We start from the raw sequence: 20298 nt of genomic DNA on the forward strand, positions 1-20298 counted from the left end.
CTTATTCCATGCGTGTCATTCTAACAGTATATTAATCAGGATTAGCCTTCGCCACATTTCTTTCGATAAAGAATACAATATGTTCTTATGAAAAAATGTTTACCTAGGCAAAATTTTAAAGGCGATTCCGCATCCTGTCAATATAAATCTTGGTTTCGAAAATGTTCCTAAAAACGTCAAGAGTGCGAACGGCAACCGGTTGACGTTTCTGTTTTATATATACTACAATCCATAGTGTAAGTGAGTTGGAACGGTTGCATAGAAGCGGTATAATAAGTGGGTCCTGAGTTGACGAAAGGAGAAGCAATCAACATGAAGAAATACCGGAAATGGCTCCAGATCGGAATACTAACCATCTTCGTCGTGCTGGGAGTAGTTACGGTTGCAAATACCTTCTCGGCAAGCGGAAGCTCGGCCAAGGAAGGAAATTTGGCCCCGGAATTTACTTTGTACGACCTCAGTGGAAATAAACATTCCCTCGGCGAATATCGGGGTAAGGCGGTTCTTGTCAATTTCTGGGGCACGTTCTGCCCGCCTTGTAAGGATGAGATGCCCGCTATTCAGAATCAATATGATAAATGGAAGGAACAGGGGCTGGAGGTGCTCGGTCTCAACCTGGGTGAATCCAAGGTGACGATCGACAGCTTCGTCAGACAAGAAAACGTACGCTTTTCGATCTTGATGGACCGTAATTTGGAAACCGCCAGAAACAAATATAACGTGACCCGATATCCGACATCGTTCTTTATCCGGCCGGATGGGGTCATTCATAAAGTGTACGTTGGAGAAATGAATGAACAGATTATTGAGGCGCTGGTCAAGGAAATTTTGCCAAGCCAATAAGAACCGGAGAACGGAGCTTGCTGTAGATAGATATTAAAGTGGGGGAGGCATCCTGTGTTGAAGAGGCGGTCTCATCTGGCCATACTTGTTTTTTTGATGCTTATGGTCAGTTTTGCTGCGGTTTCTTACGCAGAAGAAGAAAAAGAAGAAGGAATTTTCATTTCCAGTGTTTCCTTGAGTGAAGTATATGCGAATACGAAAACGGAGTACTACGTGAAAGTGATCGATGCCGGCGTGGAGCCGGGCACGGAGAGGGACAAGCTGCCGGCGGCGGATGCCAAGGTGAGCATCCGGATGACCAAAGGCTCCCAGGAATTAAAGCAGGAGCTCGTATTCAGCGGGGAAGAGGGCTATAAGGGAGAGGTCACTTTTCCCGAAGCGGGATTGTGGAATATAGTCATATCGGCCGTGGATCAGAATAATGAAGCTCATTCGGACATGCTGGAAATGGAGCTGACGGTCAAGGAGAAAAGCAATGAAATGACCTACTTATGGCTCGGGATTATGGCGCTGTTCGCGGCGGGCATCATCTATGTGATATTTCGAATCCGCAAATTAATGAAAAGATAATGGCATGGAATAGTGCAGTTAGCGTTAAAGACATGCGGGAGTGCATGTCTTTTGTCGATTTTATTCAAACACCTTCCAAAGACCTGTATGTTTGCAGGTCTTTTTTCTTCTGTGCCCTGAGGAAGTATTCGTCATTTATTTTAATGCGAGTGGCGGGAGGTCGGCGGGAGTGTTTCGACCAATGTACCCGGAACATGCTGGAGAGCAAAAAGAATAATGAGAGCAACGACCAGAAACAGGGTCACGGGCCGGAACCAGAAGGATCGGTCAGTCCGGGATTCCTCTTGGTGACCACTGTCGTGGAGCATGACAAAAATAAGAAAAATAATGACACTGTACAAAACCACCATCCATTGGACGATAGCTCCGACATCCTCCGGCGGCATCATTTCCGTCAGCATAGCCCCCATCATTCCGGCCATAACCCCCGATAGGAGCCCGTCTATTACGGCCATTATTCCGACGGGAGCGCCTGCCAGAGCGCCTGCTGCGGCTCCTGCAGCCATTCCCAGCGCAGTCGATTCGGCAAAGGATTCCGGGATCCATGCGGCTATAAGAGAGCCGAGGCCCAGACCAGCCCCCATCCCCAGAGCCATGGCGGCCGTCATACCGGCCATGGAGGACAGACGCTTCCGATATCGGAATACGGTATAAACAATCCATGCGGCAAGGAGTCCATAGATGATCGCGAACGGCATCAAACCGGTCATCGGACATTCCTCCTTTCATATCTACATTTATATAGCCTGCTTGTTCGAAATATGAAATCCTCCGTAAACATATTCAAAGGACAAGACCCATATACTGGGTGGAAAGAAGGGAAAGACGGAGGGGAAGGTCATGGAAGGAAGGAGCCAGACGGACGAATGGAGGATTCGCATAACCGGAATGACCTGTGCCGCATGCGCAGCGCGAATTGAACGGGTGATCGGAAGAATGGAAGGGGTTCGCGAAATCAAGGTGAACCTGGCTCTGGAGCAGGCCTCGATTGTTCGCGATCCCCTGCTCGTCACGAAACAGCAGTTGGAGGAACGAATCATTCAATTGGGCTTCGGGGTTGACCAGAATAAGGAAGCGGAGAAGGGCGAAGACGGACTGGGGCTATCCGCACAGGAGCAGCGCTTCAGGTCTCTGCGCCGCTCTTTCGTGCTGTCGGCTTTATTCACTTTGCCCTTGCTGTGGACGATGGTTACCCATTATTCTTTTACTTCCTGGATATGGGTCCCCGCATGGCTGCTTGATCCCTGGGTTCAGCTCGGGCTGGCCTCGATTGTCCAGTTTGTTTTTGGCCGGCCTTTTTATTTCAACGCTTATTACGCCTTGAAGAATAGAAGCGCCAATATGGATGTTCTGATTGTTCTCGGCACGTCGGCGGCTTTTTTCTACAGCCATTATTTAACGGTTCGCTCCATCCATTTGCCTGCAGGGGAGCATGTACCGCTCTACTTCGAAACGAGCGCCATGCTGATTACTATTGTGCTGCTGGGCAAGTGGATGGAAGCGGCGGCCAAGCGCAAGACGACCGATTCGCTCCGCCATCTCCACGAGCTGAGGCCGAAAGAAGCCAGCGTAATCCGGGATGGGCAGGAGTGGTCCGTGCCTGCCGGACAGGTCAATCCGGGGGAGGTGGTACGGATACGTCCCGGAGAAAGGATTCCGGTCGACGGCCGGGTCATCTCCGGCTATTCCACCGTAGATGAATCGATGCTGACCGGGGAAGCCCTGCCGGTGGACAAACGGCCGGGCGACGAGGTGATCGGGGGGACGGTCAACCGTAGCGGAACGCTGAAGGTAACCGTCATTCGCGCCGGTGAGGAGACGTCGGCCTCGAGAATGGTCAGACTGTTCGAGCAGGCACAGGCTTCCAAAGCGCCGATTCAGAGAATAGCCGACCGGATCTCTGGAGTATTCGTTCCCTGCATCATCGCGATAGCGTCGGCAGCTTTCCTGGCCGGCTATTTCTATCTGGAGCCGGGGATGTTCGGCAGCGCGCTGGAGCGGGCGATCACTGTGCTCGTTGTGGCATGTCCCTGCGCCCTCGGTTTGGCGACTCCGACCTCGGTACTGGTCGGGTCCGGACGGGCAGCGGAGCACGGAATCTGGTTCAAGGACGGGAAGACGATGGAGCAGATGCAGCAGGTTCGCACCGTTCTGCTGGACAAGACGGGCACCATTACAGCAGGAATGCCTGCCGTTACCGAAGTATACGCTCATCGGGGGGACCGGCTAACCCTGCTGCGCCTTGCGGCATCGGCGGAAGGGCCTTCCGAGCATCCGTTTGCCCATGCGGTAGTGCAAGCTGCGCAGATGGAGCAAGTGGACACGGTTGAGCCGGAGAGATTCGCGGTCATTCCGGGCAGCGGTATCCGTGCAATCGTTCAAGGGCACGAGGTATTAATCGGCACACGGAGGCTTCTGCAGCGTCATGGGGCAGGGCGAATTGAAAATGAACAGCGGGCCGGCGAGTGGGAAGCCCAGGGGAAGACAGTGCTATTCATCGCCGTTGATGGCCGGTTCAGCGGCTATATTGCCGTGACTGATCCGATGAAGCCGTCCGTCCGGAAGGCGGTCCGCCGTCTGCGCAAGCTTAGAGTCCGCACCATAATGGTGTCCGGGGACAATTATCGGACGGCCAGGGCGGTAGCGGAGGAAGCGGGGATTGCCGACGTCCATGCCGAAGTGCTGCCGGAAGGTAAAGTCGAGCTGGTCCGCAAGCATCAGCAGAACGACAGGAAGGTGGCGATGGTCGGAGACGGCTTGAACGATGCTCCGGCTCTGGCAGCCGCCGATATTGGCATTGCCGTTGGCGGAGGCACCGATCTTGCTCTGGAGGCGGCGGATGTTCACCTGATGCGGGGAGATCTGAACGGCATCGCCGACGCGATCTGGATAAGCAGGCGGACAACGAGGAATATTAAGCAAAATTTAGCATTCGCCTTGCTGTATAATACGATGGCGATCCCGGTCGCTTTCCTCGGCCTGCTCGCACCTTGGGTAGCCGGAACCGCCATGGCTTTAAGCTCGGTGTCCGTCGTGGCGAACTCTCTTCGCTTAAGGAAGGTAAAGCTGGGACGATAGAAGGTTCGCGCTAACGGGGGCTGAGCACTCGCCATGCGCGCTTAACGTGTCGCGTGATGCATCTGTTAGATTAAAGCGGACTATCCCAATACATAAATCCGAATCAGAGTGCTGCACGTCCGGGGATGGCGGGCGCCAATGGTTCAGATTGGATGAATTGACGTTTGTTAATTATCAATATATACTAAGTTACAAAAAGTAACTAAATGAAGCAGTGGCCATTGCGTCTCTTCGACTGCTCTGCAGAATGAGGAAGGCATGCCGTGGTTTTACAATTTACAGCCGGTGCGCTTGTTTTTTGTAATGCCATGAAGGAATGACACTGCTTGGAAAGGGCGGCCCGTTGTGTATACTATACATCCGGATATCCGGCTTGGAGAAGTAAAGCTTAAAGTAAGCAATCTGAAGCGTTCCCTTGAATTCTACGAGCAAGTCGTAGGCTTGAAAATATTAAAACAAACCTCCGTTACCGCAGAAATGACAGTGGATGGAGTGCATTCCCTGCTGTCTCTAGAAGAAATCCCCTATGCTCTGGTTGTTCCTCCCCGATCGGCCAGCGGTTTGTACCATTTCGCGATTCTGGTTCCGACGCGCAAGGACCTTGGAGTAAGCCTGAGAAGGCTTATTCAATCGGGAATATCGATAGGGCAGGCGGATCATCTGGTCAGCGAAGCGCTGTATATTTCGGATCCCGATCATAACGGCATTGAAATTTACGCAGACCGGCCGCGGGATGTTTGGCAGAGAGATGCGGACGGAAATTACAGGATGGCGACTGATCCGATCGACTGGGAAGGCTTGTTGAAAGAGGCGGAGAGTGAGGTCTGGTCCGGTTTGCCGAAAGGGACGACGATCGGGCATGTGCATTTTCATGTCGGTGATCTTCAGCAGGCTGGAGCTTTCTATTGTGATTTGCTTGGATTTGAAATGGCGGCGGATTATTCCAGACTGATGCGGGCGCTTTTTATCTCTGCGGGCGGCTACCATCATCATATCGGCTTGAATGTGTGGGCGGGAATCGGCGCTTCCCCGGCTCCTCCTCACGGCACGGGGTTGGCTTATTATACAATCATGTATCCCGATGCTTCCGAATTGGAGACGGCTCTGCAAAGGATACGCGATGCCGGCGTCCCGTTAGAGGAGCAAGAGGGAGCCTGGATCGTATCCGATCCCTTCGGCATCCGGACAAGGCTGACGGTCATTCCGTCAGAATAAGAATAGCGGTTGATAAGATAGATTTCCCGAGCCTGAGTTGGCTCGGTTTTTTTTATTTTGGGCCATCCGTGTCCGGGCATATGAAAAACATGGTTGACTGAAAAATAATTTACATATACAATAATTTTTGCATATAGTAAACAAATTTGTCTGTGGACAATACATGCTTAATTAAAAAGTGTGCGGGAAACCCGGCGAGTGAAAACGCTGCGACGCTTCAACGGCAAGCTTACGGAAGAACAGGCTGGTTGGCAGCCGGACATAATGACATTCAGGAGGGGGATAGCCGATGAGGCGGCGGTCAGATATCAATTTAGGGGGGTCAGGGACAGGGCGCCTGCATTTCTCCACCAAATGGTTGCTTACGATGGGGATTCTGGCCGCCGCGACGGTTCTGGCCGTTCTCGTTGCTTCCGCGGTAGGTCCGGTGTCCGTTCCATTGAAGACGACGATGAGTCTGCTTCTTGAGAAGCTGCGGCTTCCTGTCGAAGCTGTTGCCGGCGACAGGGAACGGCTCGTTGTGGAGCAGGTACGGCTGCCCAGGGTGATCGTCGGCGGGCTCGTTGGCGCCGCTCTGGCTATCTCCGGAGCCGCCATGCAGGGTCTGTTCCGGAATCCGCTGGTGGAGCCGGGGTATGTCGGAGTATCGAGCGGTGCGGCCGCAGGAGCGGTATGTGCTTTGTTCTTCGGCTGGACCCAATTCGGAAAATGGATGCTTCCGATATCCGCGTTTGCGGGGGCGGTGGCTGCGGTTATTCTGATTTTGCTGATTTGGAGGGGCAGCCGCCAAGCTTCCATTACGACACTGCTTCTTCTGGGAATAGGGATAAATGCGCTGCTGTCGGCTCTGATCAATATTATGGTGGCCGGCTCCAAGAATGAACAGGAGTTGAGAAGCATTGTGTTTTGGCTGCAAGGCGGACTGGAAGCCCGTACCTGGGAGCACGTCCAGTTGATTGGGCCGCCGATTGTGCTTGGTTGTATATTGATTTGTATCTTCGGCAGGGATTTGAACCTGATGCTGCTGGGCGATGAACAGGCGGAAGGCTCGGGGATCCGGGTGCAGGCGACGCGCTACATGATTCTGGCGCTGGCGTCGCTCATGACCGGCTCGGCCGTGGCCGTCAGCGGGATCATCGGCTTCGTAGGGCTGGTCGTACCGCATGTCGTCCGCCTGATCGCCGGCCCGGACCATCGGCTGCTGCTTCCCGCAAGCGCATTGGGCGGGGCATGCTTTCTCATAGTAGCCGATGTTATTTCCCGCATGATCCTGCAGCCTGTGACATTGCAGGTGGGCGTCGTTTGCGCTTGTATCGGAGCCCCTCTGTTCATTTCGTTAGTACTACGTTCCAGAAAGGTGAAGATGACATGAGCATCCGATTGAATGCCTGCGGAATTTCTGTTCATATGGAACGGGCGCTCATTCTGCGGGAGCTCACATTGAGCGTATTTCAGGGAGAGTTTGTCGGGCTGATCGGGCCGAATGGCAGCGGGAAATCGACACTGCTGCGGACATTGGCCGGATTCCTCAAGCCATCGGCAGGAGAGGTGCTGCTGGATGGCGAGGACATGGCCGCCATTTCCAGAAAGGCCCTGGCCCGCAAGCTTGCTTTCGTTCCCCAGGATTTGACCGTCGACTTCGATTTTACGGTGCGGGAAGTTGTCGGAATGGGAAGGCATCCGTATATTTCCCGCTTCGCAGGAGAGAACGGGAGGGATCGTGAAGTCATAGAGAAAGCTATGCGGGAAACAGGGACACTGCACCTGAGCGATAGATCCATGCCGAGCCTGTCGGGAGGGCAGAGGCAGATGGCATTTATCGCCAAGGCGCTGGCCCAGGAGCCCGAGGTGCTGCTGCTGGACGAACCGATATCCGCTCTCGATATTGCTCATCAACTGCGGGTATTAAGCGTGATCCGCAAGCTGTGCGACCAGGGTTTAACGGCCATTGCGGCTCTGCATGATTTGAACCTGGCTTCGCGCTACTGCGACCGGCTGGTGCTTATCCGGGAGGGAGAAGTGTTGGCCCGGGGGAGTGCGGAGGAAGTCATGACGGAATCGTGTATTCGCGAGGCCTATGGCGTGGAGGCGGTCGTGGCTACCGATCCCTCGACCGGCAAGCCGTCGGTGACCGCGCTGCAGGAGGCCGCCGGATAAGGAATCACCGCCGGCGCTGGGGCACGGAGCCGTCGGCGGTTGCTTGTTGAGAAAGCATCCAAGTTACTCGCTCGTATCCCTTGGGTGGGGTCGAATAGAGGTACAAATAGATTGATGCGAACGAGTGAGTTTTGTATGAAATATCGTACGGAAAGCTGTGTACATGCGGCGAAGGTCCGCTTTTGTATGAAAACATTCATCCGTTAAATTCAGATTGCGGACCTTTCAGGACATAGCGGTTCGTGTATCGATGTATTTTATCCAATTACCGCCGGGCAAATGTGTATACTAAACGGTTTGGCAGCTTGGCGGGACTCGATCAGCTGCAACCAGGATTGCAAGAAGACCGGTATATTCTTGTTAGCAAAGCATTATGGACGTGAGGTGCAAGTTTATGTTTAATCAACGGTGGAATACAACTAATGGGAGGGGAGCTTCCCGGCCCGGAACGGATTGGAAAGGAACAAGCCGAGCCATTGCAGAACGCATCAGCGGAGAAGAACGGCAGGCAACAGCGGAGAGGGCCAGCGACGGAGCGGCGGCAGATGTCGGCAAAGGCATGGCCGGCAGCAGCGGGCCCTCCCAAACAGGCTTCAGGATCGGCCGACGTGTCAACGGCAGGGGAATCGCCGGGAAGGCGGCAGCGGCCGTTATGCTTCTGGCCCTTCTGTCGGCTTGCGGAACGGGAGGGATTCCGGGAGAAGGGCAGAAGCAGGAGGCTGTGCAGGGGAAGAACGGAGGGGATCCGTCCAACACTTCAGCCGGTAACGGGCAAGCCCCGGGGCAGGAAGCCCCGATAACAGATGGAGCGGGAGAAGGGCCGGAGGCCAAGCAAGCGAATGATTCGTTCCCCAGAGAGGTTACGATCGGAAACGAGACGGTAACGATTGAGAAGCAGCCGGTCCGCATTGCGGCCTTGTCCCTGGATACGGCCGAGATGGTGCTGGAGCTGGCCGATGCCTCCCGGATAGCGGTCGTCCCGAGAAGCATTGAAGACCAAGCATTGGCCAGAAATACGGAAGAGGGCCGCCTGGTGCCGAACAAAATTGCCGGGGCAACCGCGCTCGATCCCGAGCAGGTGCTGTCCTACGAGCCGGATCTCGTCCTGCTGACAACGATCCATGACGGGGAGAGAGACGCCGACGCTCTGCTCAAGCAGGCGGGAATTCCGTTAATAACCTTCCAGCAGTGGAATACGCTGGAGAAGCTCCAGCAAAACCTGCAAACGATCGGACAGGCGATAGGGCACGAGGAGAAGGCGGACCGTATAGTCCGGGAAATGCAGGAAAGAATCGCCTCGGTCGAGAAGGAGGCGGAGAATAACAAGATCAAGCCTTCGGTGCTTATCTTGTCTCCGGTCGGCCCGAACACGGGTCCGTATTTGCTCGGCCAGACGAATATTTCTTACGATCTCATTGTAAAAGCCGGAGGAATACCGGCGGTGGATATTCTCGGGGTAAACCGGACGACGAAGGCTTCGATGGAGCAGGTGATGAAAGCCGAACCCGATATGATACTGCTCATACAATGGGATGATAAAGGAGACAGCGAGCTTGAAGAGATGATGTCTCAGGATGCTTTCCAGTCCCTTAAAGCCGTTCGTGAAGGACAGGTGAAGAAGATGAGGGCGAGCCAGGTCACCAATCCTAATCTCGGCGTCGTGGACAGCCTGGAGGAAATCGGCGAATGGGTGCGCGAGTACGCGGCCGGACAGGAGGGGGCATGATCGGAATTGTCTTGACGGCCTACGGGATGGTATCTTCCCTGGATGATTTGGAAGCCTTCTACACTCATATCTTCCACGGCCGAAAGCCGGGCCCGGATAAGCTTGCCCAAGCGGAAGTGCAGTATCGGGCGCTGGGAGTGTGCGATCCGCTCGCCTCGGTTACAAGGCGGCAGGCGGCGGCGCTGGAGCGGAGGCTCAGCTTGCAATTAAACAGCCCTGTCAAAGCCTATTACATGTGCAAGCATACCCCACCGTCAGCCGAGGAAACGGTAACCCGCATGGCGGAAGATGGAGTAACCAAGGTCGTTTGCCTGCCGCTGTCGCCCCTGTTTTCCAAGACGGGAACTGGCTGGTATGAGCGCAAGCTGCGCGAGGCGATCGCCTCCTCCGGCCATCGTATGGAGCTGTTAACTGCTGCCCACTGGCACCTGAATCCGGACTTCGTGCGCATTGTTGCAGACAGGGTCCGCGCGGCTGCGGAATGGCTGCCTGCTGCGGTGCGCGGGAATACCGCGGTGATCTTTACCGCACACAGCCAACCCGGGCTGCCCGAGGCCCATCCGGACTACTGCCGGGAATTCCGGGAGCTGGCGGAAGCCGTCGCCGATGTATCCGGCAGCAGCTCTTGGCGGATAGCCTACCGCAGCGGAGGGCCGGCGCCGCAGGTTTGGCTAAAGCCTGACGTGCTGGATGTCATTGCCGAAGTGGGAGAAGGCGGGGCGGAGGCGGTGGTGGTCTGCGACTTGCTCTCACTGACAGCGAATGTGGAGGTGCTTCAAGATATCGGAATCCAGGGCCAAGCTGCGGCACAAGCGCTTGGATTGGAGTTTGTAAGAACCGAATTTCTGAACGATTCCGATGATTTCATGAAGGTGGTCAGCGATATCGTGGCGGAGCGGATTAAGGCGGTAGGCTGGAGTTAGCTTCGGCTTTATAGCTGACGGTATCCACAAGGCTTCCGAGTAATCCGTCAAGCTTGTCGTCTTGGCATTGGGGCGGCGGCATCGCTGTCCTCCTCAGGGCCATCGCGGATATTCCGGACGTCAAGAGATCCGGGCTCCTCACAGTGTGCTTAGGGTGTCGCGAAAATTTCCTGTTTTTTGTGTCCTACCTAAAGCGGCTGCGTTCTGCAGAAAAGCCATAGGATAACAAAATAAAATCCAAAATTATACAAAGTTTAGAATTTTATAAGCAGAATTAATAAACGAGGTAGGCGCAAGCCTACTTTTTTTTGTCAATAGACAAATCTTTATTCCAAAATGGTTTAAAGAGAGGTATAATGAGCGCAAGAGACATCATTTATACATCATGGTTAAGAAAGAAGTGTTGATAAATGGCACGCCCGGCAAATTCATGGAAGTTGTCCTGGTCCATCTTCTGGACCTTCTGCAAAATTTCCCCCGTCACCTTCGGAGGAGGCTATGCGATGATTCCGGTCATCGAGCGGGAAGTGGTCACCCGCCGGAAATGGCTCGACGAGAAGGAGATGACGGATGTGCTCTCCATCTCCGGTTCAGCTCCCGGAGGGATCGGAGTCAACGCGGCGATTTATACCGGGTACCGGCTTGGACAATGGAGAGGGGCGCTTTCCGCTCTGTTGGGCATTACGCTGCCTGCTTTTCTCATCGTGCTGGCCTTGGGAATCGTCTTTGCCCAACTGCGCAGCATACCGAAGATTGAGGCCGCCTTTGCCGGGATACAGTCGGCCATCGCCGCTTTGATCGTTTTTGCCGCCTATCGGCTTTTGCGAACGGCCGTTTTTGATATCGCTACACTGTCCGTAGCCGCAGCAACCGCCTTGCTGCTAATATTTTCGCCGATTCACCCGCTTGTTCTTATTCTGGGAGGCATGGTCGCCGGCATCCTTTTGATCAAGATGAAGGAAAGGCTGGGGTGGCGGGTCAAGCTGGAGAAGGACGAAGCTTCCGGCAAGGAAGAAGCGCCACGTACGGGTCGTCCGGCAGCATATTCCTCTCATGATTATTTTTTGGGCGACGGGATTTGAGCCGAATACAGAATTTTCTCTTCCGGTAACCTCCGAAAGGCGGGTTCGCTGCCGATATGGATGTTTCCGGTTGGCCGATTAAAGAATTATCTATATGCCCGAGCCTACCAGTGGCTGCGGGCGATTCTATGGAATGGGGTATCCTCATGCTGCTGCTGCAATTATTTTGGACTTTCTTTAAAATAGGGCTTCTCTCCTTCGGAGGAGGCTATGCGATGATCCCCGTTATAGAGCATGAGGTGACGGCTTACGGCTGGATGACCAGTGCGGAGTATTACGAGGCCATTGCTCTCGCGGGGATGTCCCCGGGGCCGGTCGCAACTAACGGTGCGGTCTATGTGGGCTATCATACGGCCGGTCTGGCAGGCGCAGTGGCGGCTACGCTGGGGATGGTTCTGCCTTCGCTGTTTCTTATCGTGCTGATGGCCGCCTTTTTTGTCCGCATCAACGAGCACAAGCTGGTCAAGTCGGCTTTCTACGGTCTGCGTCCGATCGTGGCCGGTCTGGTTGCCTACGCCGCCATTCATTTCAGCCAGACAAGCGGCATCATCGGCCCGATCTCCTGGGATAGCGGTATCGCGTTGGCGATCTTCGCTTTTTCTTTATTTGCGCTGATTAAATACAAGCTCCATCCGCTTTATGTCATTGCCCTGTCCGGCCTGGCCGGTGCCGCTCTGTACAGCTAGGAATCTGTCCGTTAGCCATTCTAACCGGCGGGCTTGCTCCCGCACTTTGGCATATGACGAAGCGCTGCGGAACGGTATAATGGGTTTTAATGAAGTCATTGGTTTTTGGGACAAGGCGGAATAGCTGTCGAATAGATTGTAAGGGCGGGTGAAGGAATGGTCGGTCAATCTCCCGGGCCGGGGAGCAAGGCAAAGTCGATTTTCCGGCTGATACGCAAGCAGAAGAAAGTGTCCAAGCAGGATTTGCTCGATCAATGTGAAATGCCGGTCAGCACGCTGACCAGAGTTCTGGAGGAGCTAACGACCCAGGGCTGGATTCGGGAAACGGGGCTCGGCGAATCGACAGGCGGGCGGCGGCCAATTCTGTATGAAGTCAATCCCGATTACGGATATGTGCTGGGGATGGAGATCTCCCGGCTGAATGCCAAGCTGGTGCTGTGCGACCTGCAGACGAACAAGCTGGCGGAACGCGGCTGGCCGATGACGGCTGAAGCTACTCCGCAGTATGTGCTGCAGCGGGCAGTCCGGGAAATCGAGTCGATGCTGGCCGAGAGGCAAATTTCATTGGCGGCGGTGCTCGGACTGGGCATAGGCGCGGTAGGCCCGCTGGACCGGCAGCGGGGAATCATTCTTCATCCCCGATATTTTCAGGCTCCCGGATGGGAGAATGTCGATATTAGCCGGCAGCTTTCGGAAGGGCTGGGGATCCCGGTTTTCCTGGATAACGGGGCCAATACGGCGATTCGCGGAGAATATTGGGCAGACCCTGCAAGGGAGTTCAAGCATTTGCTTTACGTTCATGGCGGAACGGGCCTGCGCTCGGCGATGATGTCGGACGGCAAGGTGGTTTATGGAGCCGTAGATATGGAAGGGGCGGTCGGCCAAATGATCATTCAGACGGACGGCAGGCCTCATCGGGAAAGCGGAGGAAATTATGGGAGTCTGGAATCCTATACGGCCATATATGCGTTAGAACAGGAGGCCGCGTCCAAATTAAAGCAGGGAAGAGACAGCCTGCTTCGGGCTCTGGCCGGAAGTCCGGAGAGGATCACTTTTGCCCATCTGGTACAAGCGCTGCATAAGCAGGATGCGCTGACGATTGAAATTTTTACGCAGGCGGCAACTTACTTCGGCATTGGCTTGGCCAATCTGTTAAACATACTGCACCCGGAGAAGGTGATCTTGGGCGGGCCGTTAATTACCGCACATGATTTGTTCTTTCAGATCAGCACCCGGGTTGCCGTGCAGAAAGCATATTATTATCCGGAGTACCAGGTAATGTTCAGTCGGGGGCGGCTCGGCGAGGATGCGATTGCGTCCGGAGCGGCCGTGATGGCGATCGATTCGTTAACCGAGGAGTAATTGGACTGCGTTGGCCGCCGGAGGCCGATCAATGGAAAGCGAGGATGTACAGATGACGAACGAGGACAACGGAAAATTGATGCGCAAAGGATGCTGCACGGCGAGCAGGCCGGCGGCGGATGGACAAGCTGCAGAGGGACTGACCGCAGCGCAACAGGCTGCAGCCTCTTCGGAGGAATCGCCGCACTTCGGGAAGACAGACGGAATGATCCTGCTGCCGGGCGGAACGTTCCTGATGGGAACGGACAGCGCGGAGGGCTTTCCTGCGGATGGAGAAGGCCCGGTTCATGAGGTGGAGCTGGATGCTTTCTATATCGACCCGTATGCGGTATCGAACAGACAGTTCGCCGATTTCGTCCGGGCTACCGGCTATCGTACGGAGGCTGAAAGCTTCGGCTGGTCCTTCGTCTTTCATCTCTTCGTTTCGGAAGAGGTCGCCCGCACGGTCGAGCAGGTAGTTCAAGCCACTCCCTGGTGGTGGCCGGTTAAAGGAGCTTACTGGGCCTGTCCCGAAGGACCCGGCTCGAACGTGGAGACACGCTGGGATCATCCCGTCGTTCACGTTTCGTGGAATGATGCCGCTGCTTACTGCAGGTGGGCGGGCAAGCGTCTGCCTACGGAGGCCGAATGGGAATATGCCGCCCGCGGAGGCTTGGTTCAGAAGAAATATCCGTGGGGCGATGTGCTGAAGCCCGACGGGAAATATGTTTGCAATATATGGCAGGGGAAATTTCCCGTCAAGGATAATGCGGTTGACGGCTATTCCGGCACGGCTCCGGTGAATGAGTATCCTCCTAACGGATACGGATTGTATAATATGGCGGGGAACGTATGGGAATGGTGCTCGGATTGGTTCCATCCCGCTTATTACAAGGACAGCCCGAGGCTGAATCCCAAAGGTCCTCTCGCCGGAACGGGCCGGGTAACCCGCGGCGGATCCTATCTGTGTCATAAATCGTATTGCAACCGGTATCGGGTGGCGGCCAGAAGCTCCAATACGCCGGATAGCTCTACGGGAAATATGGGATTTCGCTGTGCCGCGGATGCGACTTGATAAACCGCTGAATAGAGCGGGCGATTCGAGCCGTACGGTTCGGTTAACCATCAGCAGGAAGACGAAGGGGACGGCTTGGTCCAAGCCCGGAAAAAGATTTCTAAAAATGGATGCCTCTATGGAAAAAAATGCGCTATAATAGACAAATAATTGTTAGAAGGAGGCATGGTCCCGAAATGAAAATCGGACTAAGTTCTTACAGTCTTTATCGTCTTATCAACTCTGGCGAAATGGATATTTTTCAAGCGATCGAATGGATTGCCGAAAATGGCGGGGAGCACGTCGAGATTGTTCCGATGAGCTTAAACCTGACCGAGGACTCTTCTCTGGTGGAGGCCATTCGGAAGAAGGCGCAGGAAGTCGGCATTGACATTTCCAACTATGCTGTAGGCGCCAACTTTGTGACCGACAGCGACGAAGCTTTTAACGAGCAAGTCGAGAAGCTGAAGCGGCATGTGGATGTTGCGCATGGCCTTGGAATTAAATTGATGCGTCATGATGTCGCTTCCCGCCCGATTCCGGAAACCTCCATTGCGCAATTCGAGGCGGATTTGGACAAAATGGTGGAAGGCTGTCGGCAAGTGGCCGATTACGCCGCTCAATTCGGCATTACGACAAGCGTAGAGAACCATGGTTTCTTCGTGCAGGCGAGCGACCGGGTGCAGCGCCTTATCCATGCGGTGGATCGTCCGAACTTCAAGACCACGCTCGATGTCGGAAACTTTATGTGCGCCGACGAAAATTCGGTCGTATCGGTGAAGAAAAACATTTCTTACGCCTCCATGGTCCATCTTAAAGACTTCTATCTGCGCCCTTCCTACCGGGATCCAGGGGAAGGCTGGTTCAAGACTACAAGCGGCAATTTCTTGAGAGGGGCTATTGTCGGCCAAGGAGATATCGACATGGTAGAGGTCATTCGTGTAATCAAGCAATCGGGTTATGACGGATACATATCGATTGAATTTGAAGGGATGGAAGATCCCCGCGCCGGATCGAAGATCGGAATGGCTAATGCCAGACGGATTTGGGAAGAAGTTTAATTGAATTAACCTGCCGAACTCAAATTTGAATAGCTGGAAGAACAAGGGGCTGTATTTATTGCGGACCCTTGTTTTATGTGTTGATAATATGGCGAAAAATGTAAATAAAATCTAATAAGTAGAGCCAGGTGCTGTGCAATAACGTTATTTATTCTAATTTATGATGGAGGCAAATGCAGTTATGAAAAAATTTGTTGCAGGACTGCTGGTTGGAGCCTGTCTGACCCTTGGGACGACCGCTCTTGCGGCTACCGTAAAGCAATATATTCTGACGGAACCCACTTACCCGATTTTTGTCAATGGAACCGAGTACAAGGATAGCGAGAACCCTGTCCTGAACTATGAAGGCAGCACCTACATTCCTTTGGCCAAGATCGGCGATCTGACCGGTGTCGATTATCACTGGAACAATGAATTAGGACGGGTGGAAATTAACACGGACGGTCAGGTGAGAACAGAGGGAGACAAAGCTGCTTCAGCCGGGCCATCCAGCTCTTCCGGTACCGGGATGAACCGTGAACTTGCCGAGAGAGAAGCGATTGCGAATTTAAATAAAAATAACGAAGTGAAGTACGAGCTGCCCAAAGGTTTGGTGGAGCAGGGCGGAATGGTTTTTTTGTATGCGTATGATGCTGCCGGAAACTATTCAATCCGAGCGGGGCTACAGCCCCTACTACAACATTGAGGACTTGCAAAAGGCAGGCATTCTGCAATAAGTATATCCAGCGCCAGCGTCTGTTTGTTTTGAATATAGCAGCAGGCCCGGTCCTCCTAGAGAGGCCGGGCTTTTCATAATTAAACTATTAAGAAAGTATCCTTGACTCTCTAATTCTACTCCGGGATGAGCTTCAGAGCGTTTTGATAATAGATCTTGTCGAGCACCGTTTTAGGCAAATCCAGTGATTCCAACAGCTGCTGGTGCACATTATCGAAATAATCCCGTCCGTACATAATGCGATCCTGGAAATCTATCAAAAATTGCTTGGCAAATTCTCTGTCTCTTGCCAGCGCGTTGCAGCCCGAGCCTGCGGAAATATCGCAATACAGGTTCGGATAGCTGCGCAGCATCTCGGACACCCGGCCTCCCGGCAGGACAGGGCCCGTCGGATAGGCGGTCTTATTATATTGGTCATCGCCCGAAATATGTGCCCAGAACCCGGGGGCATGACCGATAAAGACCGTTTCCGGACAAGCCTGGACGGCACGCTCGAACGCCCCGATACCTCCGCCGTACCACCAATTGGGGCGGGGGTAGGTGGAGCCGGTATCGAATTCGTAATCGATGTGGACGAGAACCGGCAAGCCCTTCTCCCCGCAGAAACGATACAGACGAAGAGCGTCGGGATTATCATACATCATCCTCAGCTTGAGCTCGCCGTACACCTTGACATCGTACAGTCGGATGGCATGATCCAGCTTATCGATGGCATCGGGCAGGCGCGGATCGGGGGCATAGCCCAATATAAACTTGTCCGGCGCCTGTTCTTTGTAAGCGGCGCAGCGCTCGAAGGAAATGGGCCCGTTCGGCTTGTCCGGGTCGGGAATGTGCTTGATGTATTCGGGATTATATTCGGTTGCCGGGCATTCCCAGCTGAGCAGCCAAGTCTTGTCAATGTTATACTGCTTCATATTGTCCAAAAATCGTTCCAGATTATACCCGTACCAATCCGGATGGTTATGTACGTCAATAATCAACTAGGATCGCCCCTGTCGCAATGATATAGAACATGTATATTACATGTTTATATTATTGTAGAACGGGAAACGGGCACTGGCAACCATTATTTCCTGATTTGAATATAGTAATCCATGGCCGCTTTCTCCGCTTGCTCAACGGAATCTTGAGGGAAGGAAGAGAAGATCATTTCCCCGGATTGTTCCGCATCTGAGGAAGCCTTGCCTTCAGAAAGCTGTATAATTCTGCCGAAATAGCTGCCGCTGTCCGGATCGCGATCCACACGGAGCAAATATTGGGGATGGCTTAATGTGCGATTAACGAGGCTGGTGGACATAGCCGTCCCTCCTTTCTGTCTAATGAATAGGAATGATCCTATTGTACCATAAAACGACGGTCAAGCTGAAAGGCACGCCGCTCTGCAAGCGAACGTGCCTTTTGGAATTCGCAATAGATTACCAGATAAACGGACCTCCAAAGCCTCCGAAACCAAATGGAAATCCGCCGAAGGCAAAAGGAGAGGTGCCAATGGCCAACAAATCAAACAGAACAAGCGGAATAATAGCTTTAGTTCTGGCATCCTTTCCTTTTTCGTATTCAAATATCAGTTGGTTTCCTTGAATGGCTCTCAGCTTGCCGCTGATTAAGGAACCGTCTTTCTTCACCGCATAAACATACTTGCCGACGAGTTTTTCCACTTCACGACGGGAAATTGTCTGGTTCATGCTTCCACCTCCTTTATCGCAAAGAGCTTAGGGATTCTGGGGACGAGCCTAGTCTATGTCTTCTTATCCGTTTATATGAAAACGCAGGGTGGCCCCATTCCATAATTCTATTCTATGATCGGGAATGAAAGAGCGTATGGATGCAAGCCAAGGGCATGTACCCGAAGTTAGCGATGAAAGGGAAGCTATGGAAGAAACGTGCTCGTTGTCGGGAGGCAAGCTATAGTTCTCCGCCATCCCCGTAAATCTTGGAAAACTTCCGGGTATCCGGTATAATTAATGAGATTCGTGATGAACGGATTGAATGACCGTTTTAGTTCACAGCTTCTAAACTAAAGATCAATGAAGGGGAGGCGACATCATGGAACAAGTCATCATTATCGGAGCGGGACCTTGCGGTTTATCCGCCGCCTCTGAGTTGAAGGAGAAGGGGATTGAACCTCTGATCATTGAAAAGGGGTCCATCGTCGACTCTATTTATCGTTATCCGACCTTTTTACAATTTCACAGTACTCCGGAGCTTCTGGAAATCGGGGGAATCCCGTTCGTAACTCCGAACGAGAAGCCGACCCGGCTCGAAGGACTGACCTATTACAGGACGGTGGCCGAGCGCAAGGAGCTGCGGATCCGCTTATATGAAAGGGTTCTTGCCATCCGGCCCGAGGACGGCGGGTTCGAACTGGACAGTGAAGACCGTTATGGCCGTAAACATACTTACAGAGCCAAGCATGTCATTGTGGCCACCGGTTATTTCGACCAGCCGAATTGTCTTCAGGTGCCGGGGGAAGAGCTTCCCCACGTCTCACATTACTTTCAGGAGGCGCATCCTTATGCGAAGATGAAGGTTGCGGTCGTGGGCGGGAACAACTCGGCGGTGGACGCCGCTCTGGAGCTGGAGCGGGTAGGTGCGGAAGTGACGGTTATTTACCGGGGAAGCGAGCTGTCTCCTTATGTGAAGGCCTGGGTGCGTCCGCTTTTCGAAAGCGCAGTGAACAAAGGGAAAATCCGAATGCTGTTCTCCTCACAGATAACGGAAATTGGTGAAGGCTTCATCATGGTCGAAAGCGAAGGGGAGGTTAGCAGGTTAGACAACGACTTTGTCCTGGCTTTAACCGGGTTTCGTCCCGACCGCCAGCTTCTGCAAGCATGCGGAGTGGAGTTGGACGAGGAAACGGGGGCTCCCCGGCATAATCCGGAGACGATGGAGACGAACGTTCCCAATCTGTTTATCGCCGGAGTGATAGCGGCCGGAAGCCGGGCTAATGAAATTTTCATAGAAAACGGCCGATTTCATGGGCGAAGCATTGCCCAAGCAATTATCGAACGTTGACGGAGGCGTTCGACGCCAAAACCCGAAAATCGGTCAAACCGTTCAGCCGACCTGTCTAGCGCAGGTTCTTGACACTACTTCGTCTGCCCTCTAAACACGCGCATATTTTAAATAGCGCGTGTTTTTTTCATGGGGGACAGCTTTTGATATTTACCGATAAATCGTATCTGAGCTGAAGTAACTTAATAAACTGTTGCGATGTAACATTTCGTTTATGCATGTCCGTTTCTCCATTCAACTCATTATTACTACACGGTGATTTCGGTTACCACAATGTGATACGTGATGTAAAAGGCAATAGTAAGTTAATTGATTGGGAATTTGCAGGTTATGGAGATCCGAGAGTAGATGTTGCAAATGTTCTGTTTTGGACCCATTTGCATTTTCCAAATATTGCACATGTTTGTGTACGAGCTTTCATAAATGCCTACATTGAGCGGAGAAAAGAAGATTTTACGTCTGACATATTACACGCACACATAATTCTTCAGATCTGGAGGATTATTGAGATTGTTAAGGATGATTTTCCGGAACCGGTAAAAAAAGAATGGAACAGACGACTTGATTGGGCATTAAATCATGTTTTCATTTAACATGAGTTTTGGCTCTAAGTTATGGATTTCGTATCTCGTAAAGCTCCTCATAGAGCCGATAGATCTCGGCAAAAGTCATAAAAGTCCGATAAAAAGTAATCACTTTCCTCTATTTAATGTAAACGCTATCAAATATAATGGGAGAGGATCGATAGATCTTTTAACATGAAATCGGAAAGTACCGTTGTCAAAAGGTGAAAGAGCCGCGTCGTGACAGTTTTTTTCAGTCACAGAAAGCT

20 protein-coding genes are annotated in these 20298 nt (G+C 52.9%); 16 read left to right on the top strand and 4 right to left on the bottom strand.

All coding sequences use genetic code 11. The features are described 5' to 3' along the window. The first annotated feature begins 312 nt into the window (after positions 1–312). Both resA and FS806_RS07285 read left to right on the top strand, forming a co-directional pair. On the top strand, positions 313–843 hold the full coding sequence (resA, locus tag FS806_RS07280; RefSeq protein WP_144933972.1) for a thiol-disulfide oxidoreductase ResA: 531 nt from the start codon (positions 313–315) through the stop codon (positions 841–843). 57 nt (positions 844–900) lie between these two features. Then, complete coding sequence (locus FS806_RS07285; protein ID WP_144933974.1) at positions 901–1413, top strand: hypothetical protein; 513 nt, start codon at positions 901–903, stop codon at positions 1411–1413. A gap of 140 nt (positions 1414–1553) precedes the next feature. Here FS806_RS07285 and FS806_RS07290 read toward each other — a convergent pair whose 3' ends face one another. After that, complete coding sequence (locus FS806_RS07290; RefSeq protein WP_144933976.1) at positions 1554–2123, bottom strand: hypothetical protein; 570 nt, start codon at positions 2121–2123, stop codon at positions 1554–1556. A 130-nt stretch (positions 2124–2253) separates the two neighbouring features. Between FS806_RS07290 and FS806_RS07295 the strand changes: the two genes are divergently transcribed. The 12 genes from FS806_RS07295 (at position 2254) to FS806_RS07350 (ending at position 16421) form a co-directional block, all read left to right on the top strand. Beyond that, positions 2254–4491: a heavy metal translocating P-type ATPase gene (locus tag FS806_RS07295; RefSeq protein ID WP_144933978.1), complete on the top strand. Its 2238-nt coding sequence runs from the start codon at positions 2254–2256 to the stop codon at positions 4489–4491. A gap of 345 nt (positions 4492–4836) precedes the next feature. Further along, the gene (locus tag FS806_RS07300) at positions 4837–5706 is read left to right on the top strand and encodes a VOC family protein (RefSeq protein WP_144933980.1); all 870 of its coding nucleotides are present in this window, start codon (positions 4837–4839) and stop codon (positions 5704–5706) included. 289 nt (positions 5707–5995) lie between these two features. After that, on the top strand, positions 5996–7078 hold the full coding sequence (locus FS806_RS07305) for a FecCD family ABC transporter permease (RefSeq protein ID WP_144933983.1): 1083 nt from the start codon (positions 5996–5998) through the stop codon (positions 7076–7078). Beyond that, positions 7075–7863 carry a heme ABC transporter ATP-binding protein gene (locus FS806_RS07310; protein ID WP_144933985.1) on the top strand — a complete coding sequence of 263 codons (789 nt, stop codon included), beginning with the start codon at positions 7075–7077 and terminating at the stop codon, positions 7861–7863. Before FS806_RS07305 ends, FS806_RS07310 begins: the two co-directional genes overlap by 4 nt. 394 nt (positions 7864–8257) lie before the next feature. Further along, entirely contained in the window at positions 8258–9589 is a 1332-nt protein-coding gene (locus FS806_RS07315; RefSeq protein ID WP_186328253.1) for an ABC transporter substrate-binding protein, read from the top strand. Beyond that, a complete protein-coding gene (gene hemH, locus FS806_RS07320) occupies positions 9550–10512 on the top strand; it encodes a ferrochelatase (RefSeq protein WP_144933989.1) in 963 nt (320 codons plus the stop codon). Before FS806_RS07315 ends, hemH begins: the two co-directional genes overlap by 40 nt. A 410-nt stretch (positions 10513–10922) precedes the next feature. Continuing rightward, a complete protein-coding gene (locus FS806_RS07325) occupies positions 10923–11594 on the top strand; it encodes a chromate transporter (RefSeq protein WP_144933991.1) in 672 nt (223 codons plus the stop codon). A gap of 128 nt (positions 11595–11722) precedes the next feature. After that, positions 11723–12280 (top strand): chromate transporter, encoded by a 558-nt coding sequence (locus tag FS806_RS07330; RefSeq protein WP_260982022.1) that lies wholly within the window; start codon positions 11723–11725, stop codon positions 12278–12280. Positions 12281–12436: 156 nt separating this feature from the next. Further along, a complete protein-coding gene (locus FS806_RS07335) occupies positions 12437–13642 on the top strand; it encodes an ROK family protein (RefSeq protein WP_144933993.1) in 1206 nt (401 codons plus the stop codon). A gap of 79 nt (positions 13643–13721) precedes the next feature. Then, complete coding sequence (locus FS806_RS07340; protein WP_144934028.1) at positions 13722–14696, top strand: formylglycine-generating enzyme family protein; 975 nt, start codon at positions 13722–13724, stop codon at positions 14694–14696. A gap of 176 nt (positions 14697–14872) precedes the next feature. Further along, positions 14873–15736: a sugar phosphate isomerase/epimerase family protein gene (locus FS806_RS07345; protein ID WP_144933995.1), complete on the top strand. Its 864-nt coding sequence runs from the start codon at positions 14873–14875 to the stop codon at positions 15734–15736. A 181-nt stretch (positions 15737–15917) separates the two neighbouring features. After that, the gene (locus FS806_RS07350) at positions 15918–16421 is read left to right on the top strand and encodes a stalk domain-containing protein (RefSeq protein WP_144933996.1); all 504 of its coding nucleotides are present in this window, start codon (positions 15918–15920) and stop codon (positions 16419–16421) included. Positions 16422–16567: 146 nt separating this feature from the next. Here the strand turns inward: FS806_RS07350 and FS806_RS07355 are convergent, their stop codons facing one another. From FS806_RS07355 to FS806_RS07365, 3 genes are all read right to left on the bottom strand, one after another. After that, a complete protein-coding gene (locus FS806_RS07355; RefSeq protein WP_144933998.1) occupies positions 16568–17431 on the bottom strand; it encodes an amidohydrolase family protein in 864 nt (287 codons plus the stop codon). An 86-nt stretch (positions 17432–17517) separates the two neighbouring features. Next, on the bottom strand, positions 17518–17748 hold the full coding sequence (locus FS806_RS07360) for a hypothetical protein (RefSeq protein WP_144934000.1): 231 nt from the start codon (positions 17746–17748) through the stop codon (positions 17518–17520). 118 nt (positions 17749–17866) lie between these two features. Then, the gene (locus FS806_RS07365; RefSeq protein WP_144934002.1) at positions 17867–18136 is read right to left on the bottom strand and encodes a 50S ribosomal protein L33; all 270 of its coding nucleotides are present in this window, start codon (positions 18134–18136) and stop codon (positions 17867–17869) included. Between the two features lie 361 nt (positions 18137–18497). Here FS806_RS07365 and FS806_RS07370 point away from each other — a divergent pair, with 361 nt between their 5' ends. Both FS806_RS07370 and FS806_RS27065 read left to right on the top strand, forming a co-directional pair. Further along, positions 18498–19466 (top strand): YpdA family putative bacillithiol disulfide reductase, encoded by a 969-nt coding sequence (locus FS806_RS07370; RefSeq protein WP_144934004.1) that lies wholly within the window; start codon positions 18498–18500, stop codon positions 19464–19466. Between the two features lie 218 nt (positions 19467–19684). Continuing rightward, the gene (locus FS806_RS27065) at positions 19685–20059 is read left to right on the top strand and encodes a phosphotransferase family protein (RefSeq protein ID WP_144934006.1); all 375 of its coding nucleotides are present in this window, start codon (positions 19685–19687) and stop codon (positions 20057–20059) included. Positions 20060–20298: the final 239 nt, after the last annotated feature.

The sequence above is a fragment of the Paenibacillus sp. 32O-W genome (assembly GCF_007679495.1).
Classification (GTDB): Bacteria; Bacillota; Bacilli; order Paenibacillales; family NBRC-103111; genus Paenibacillus_L; species Paenibacillus_L residui.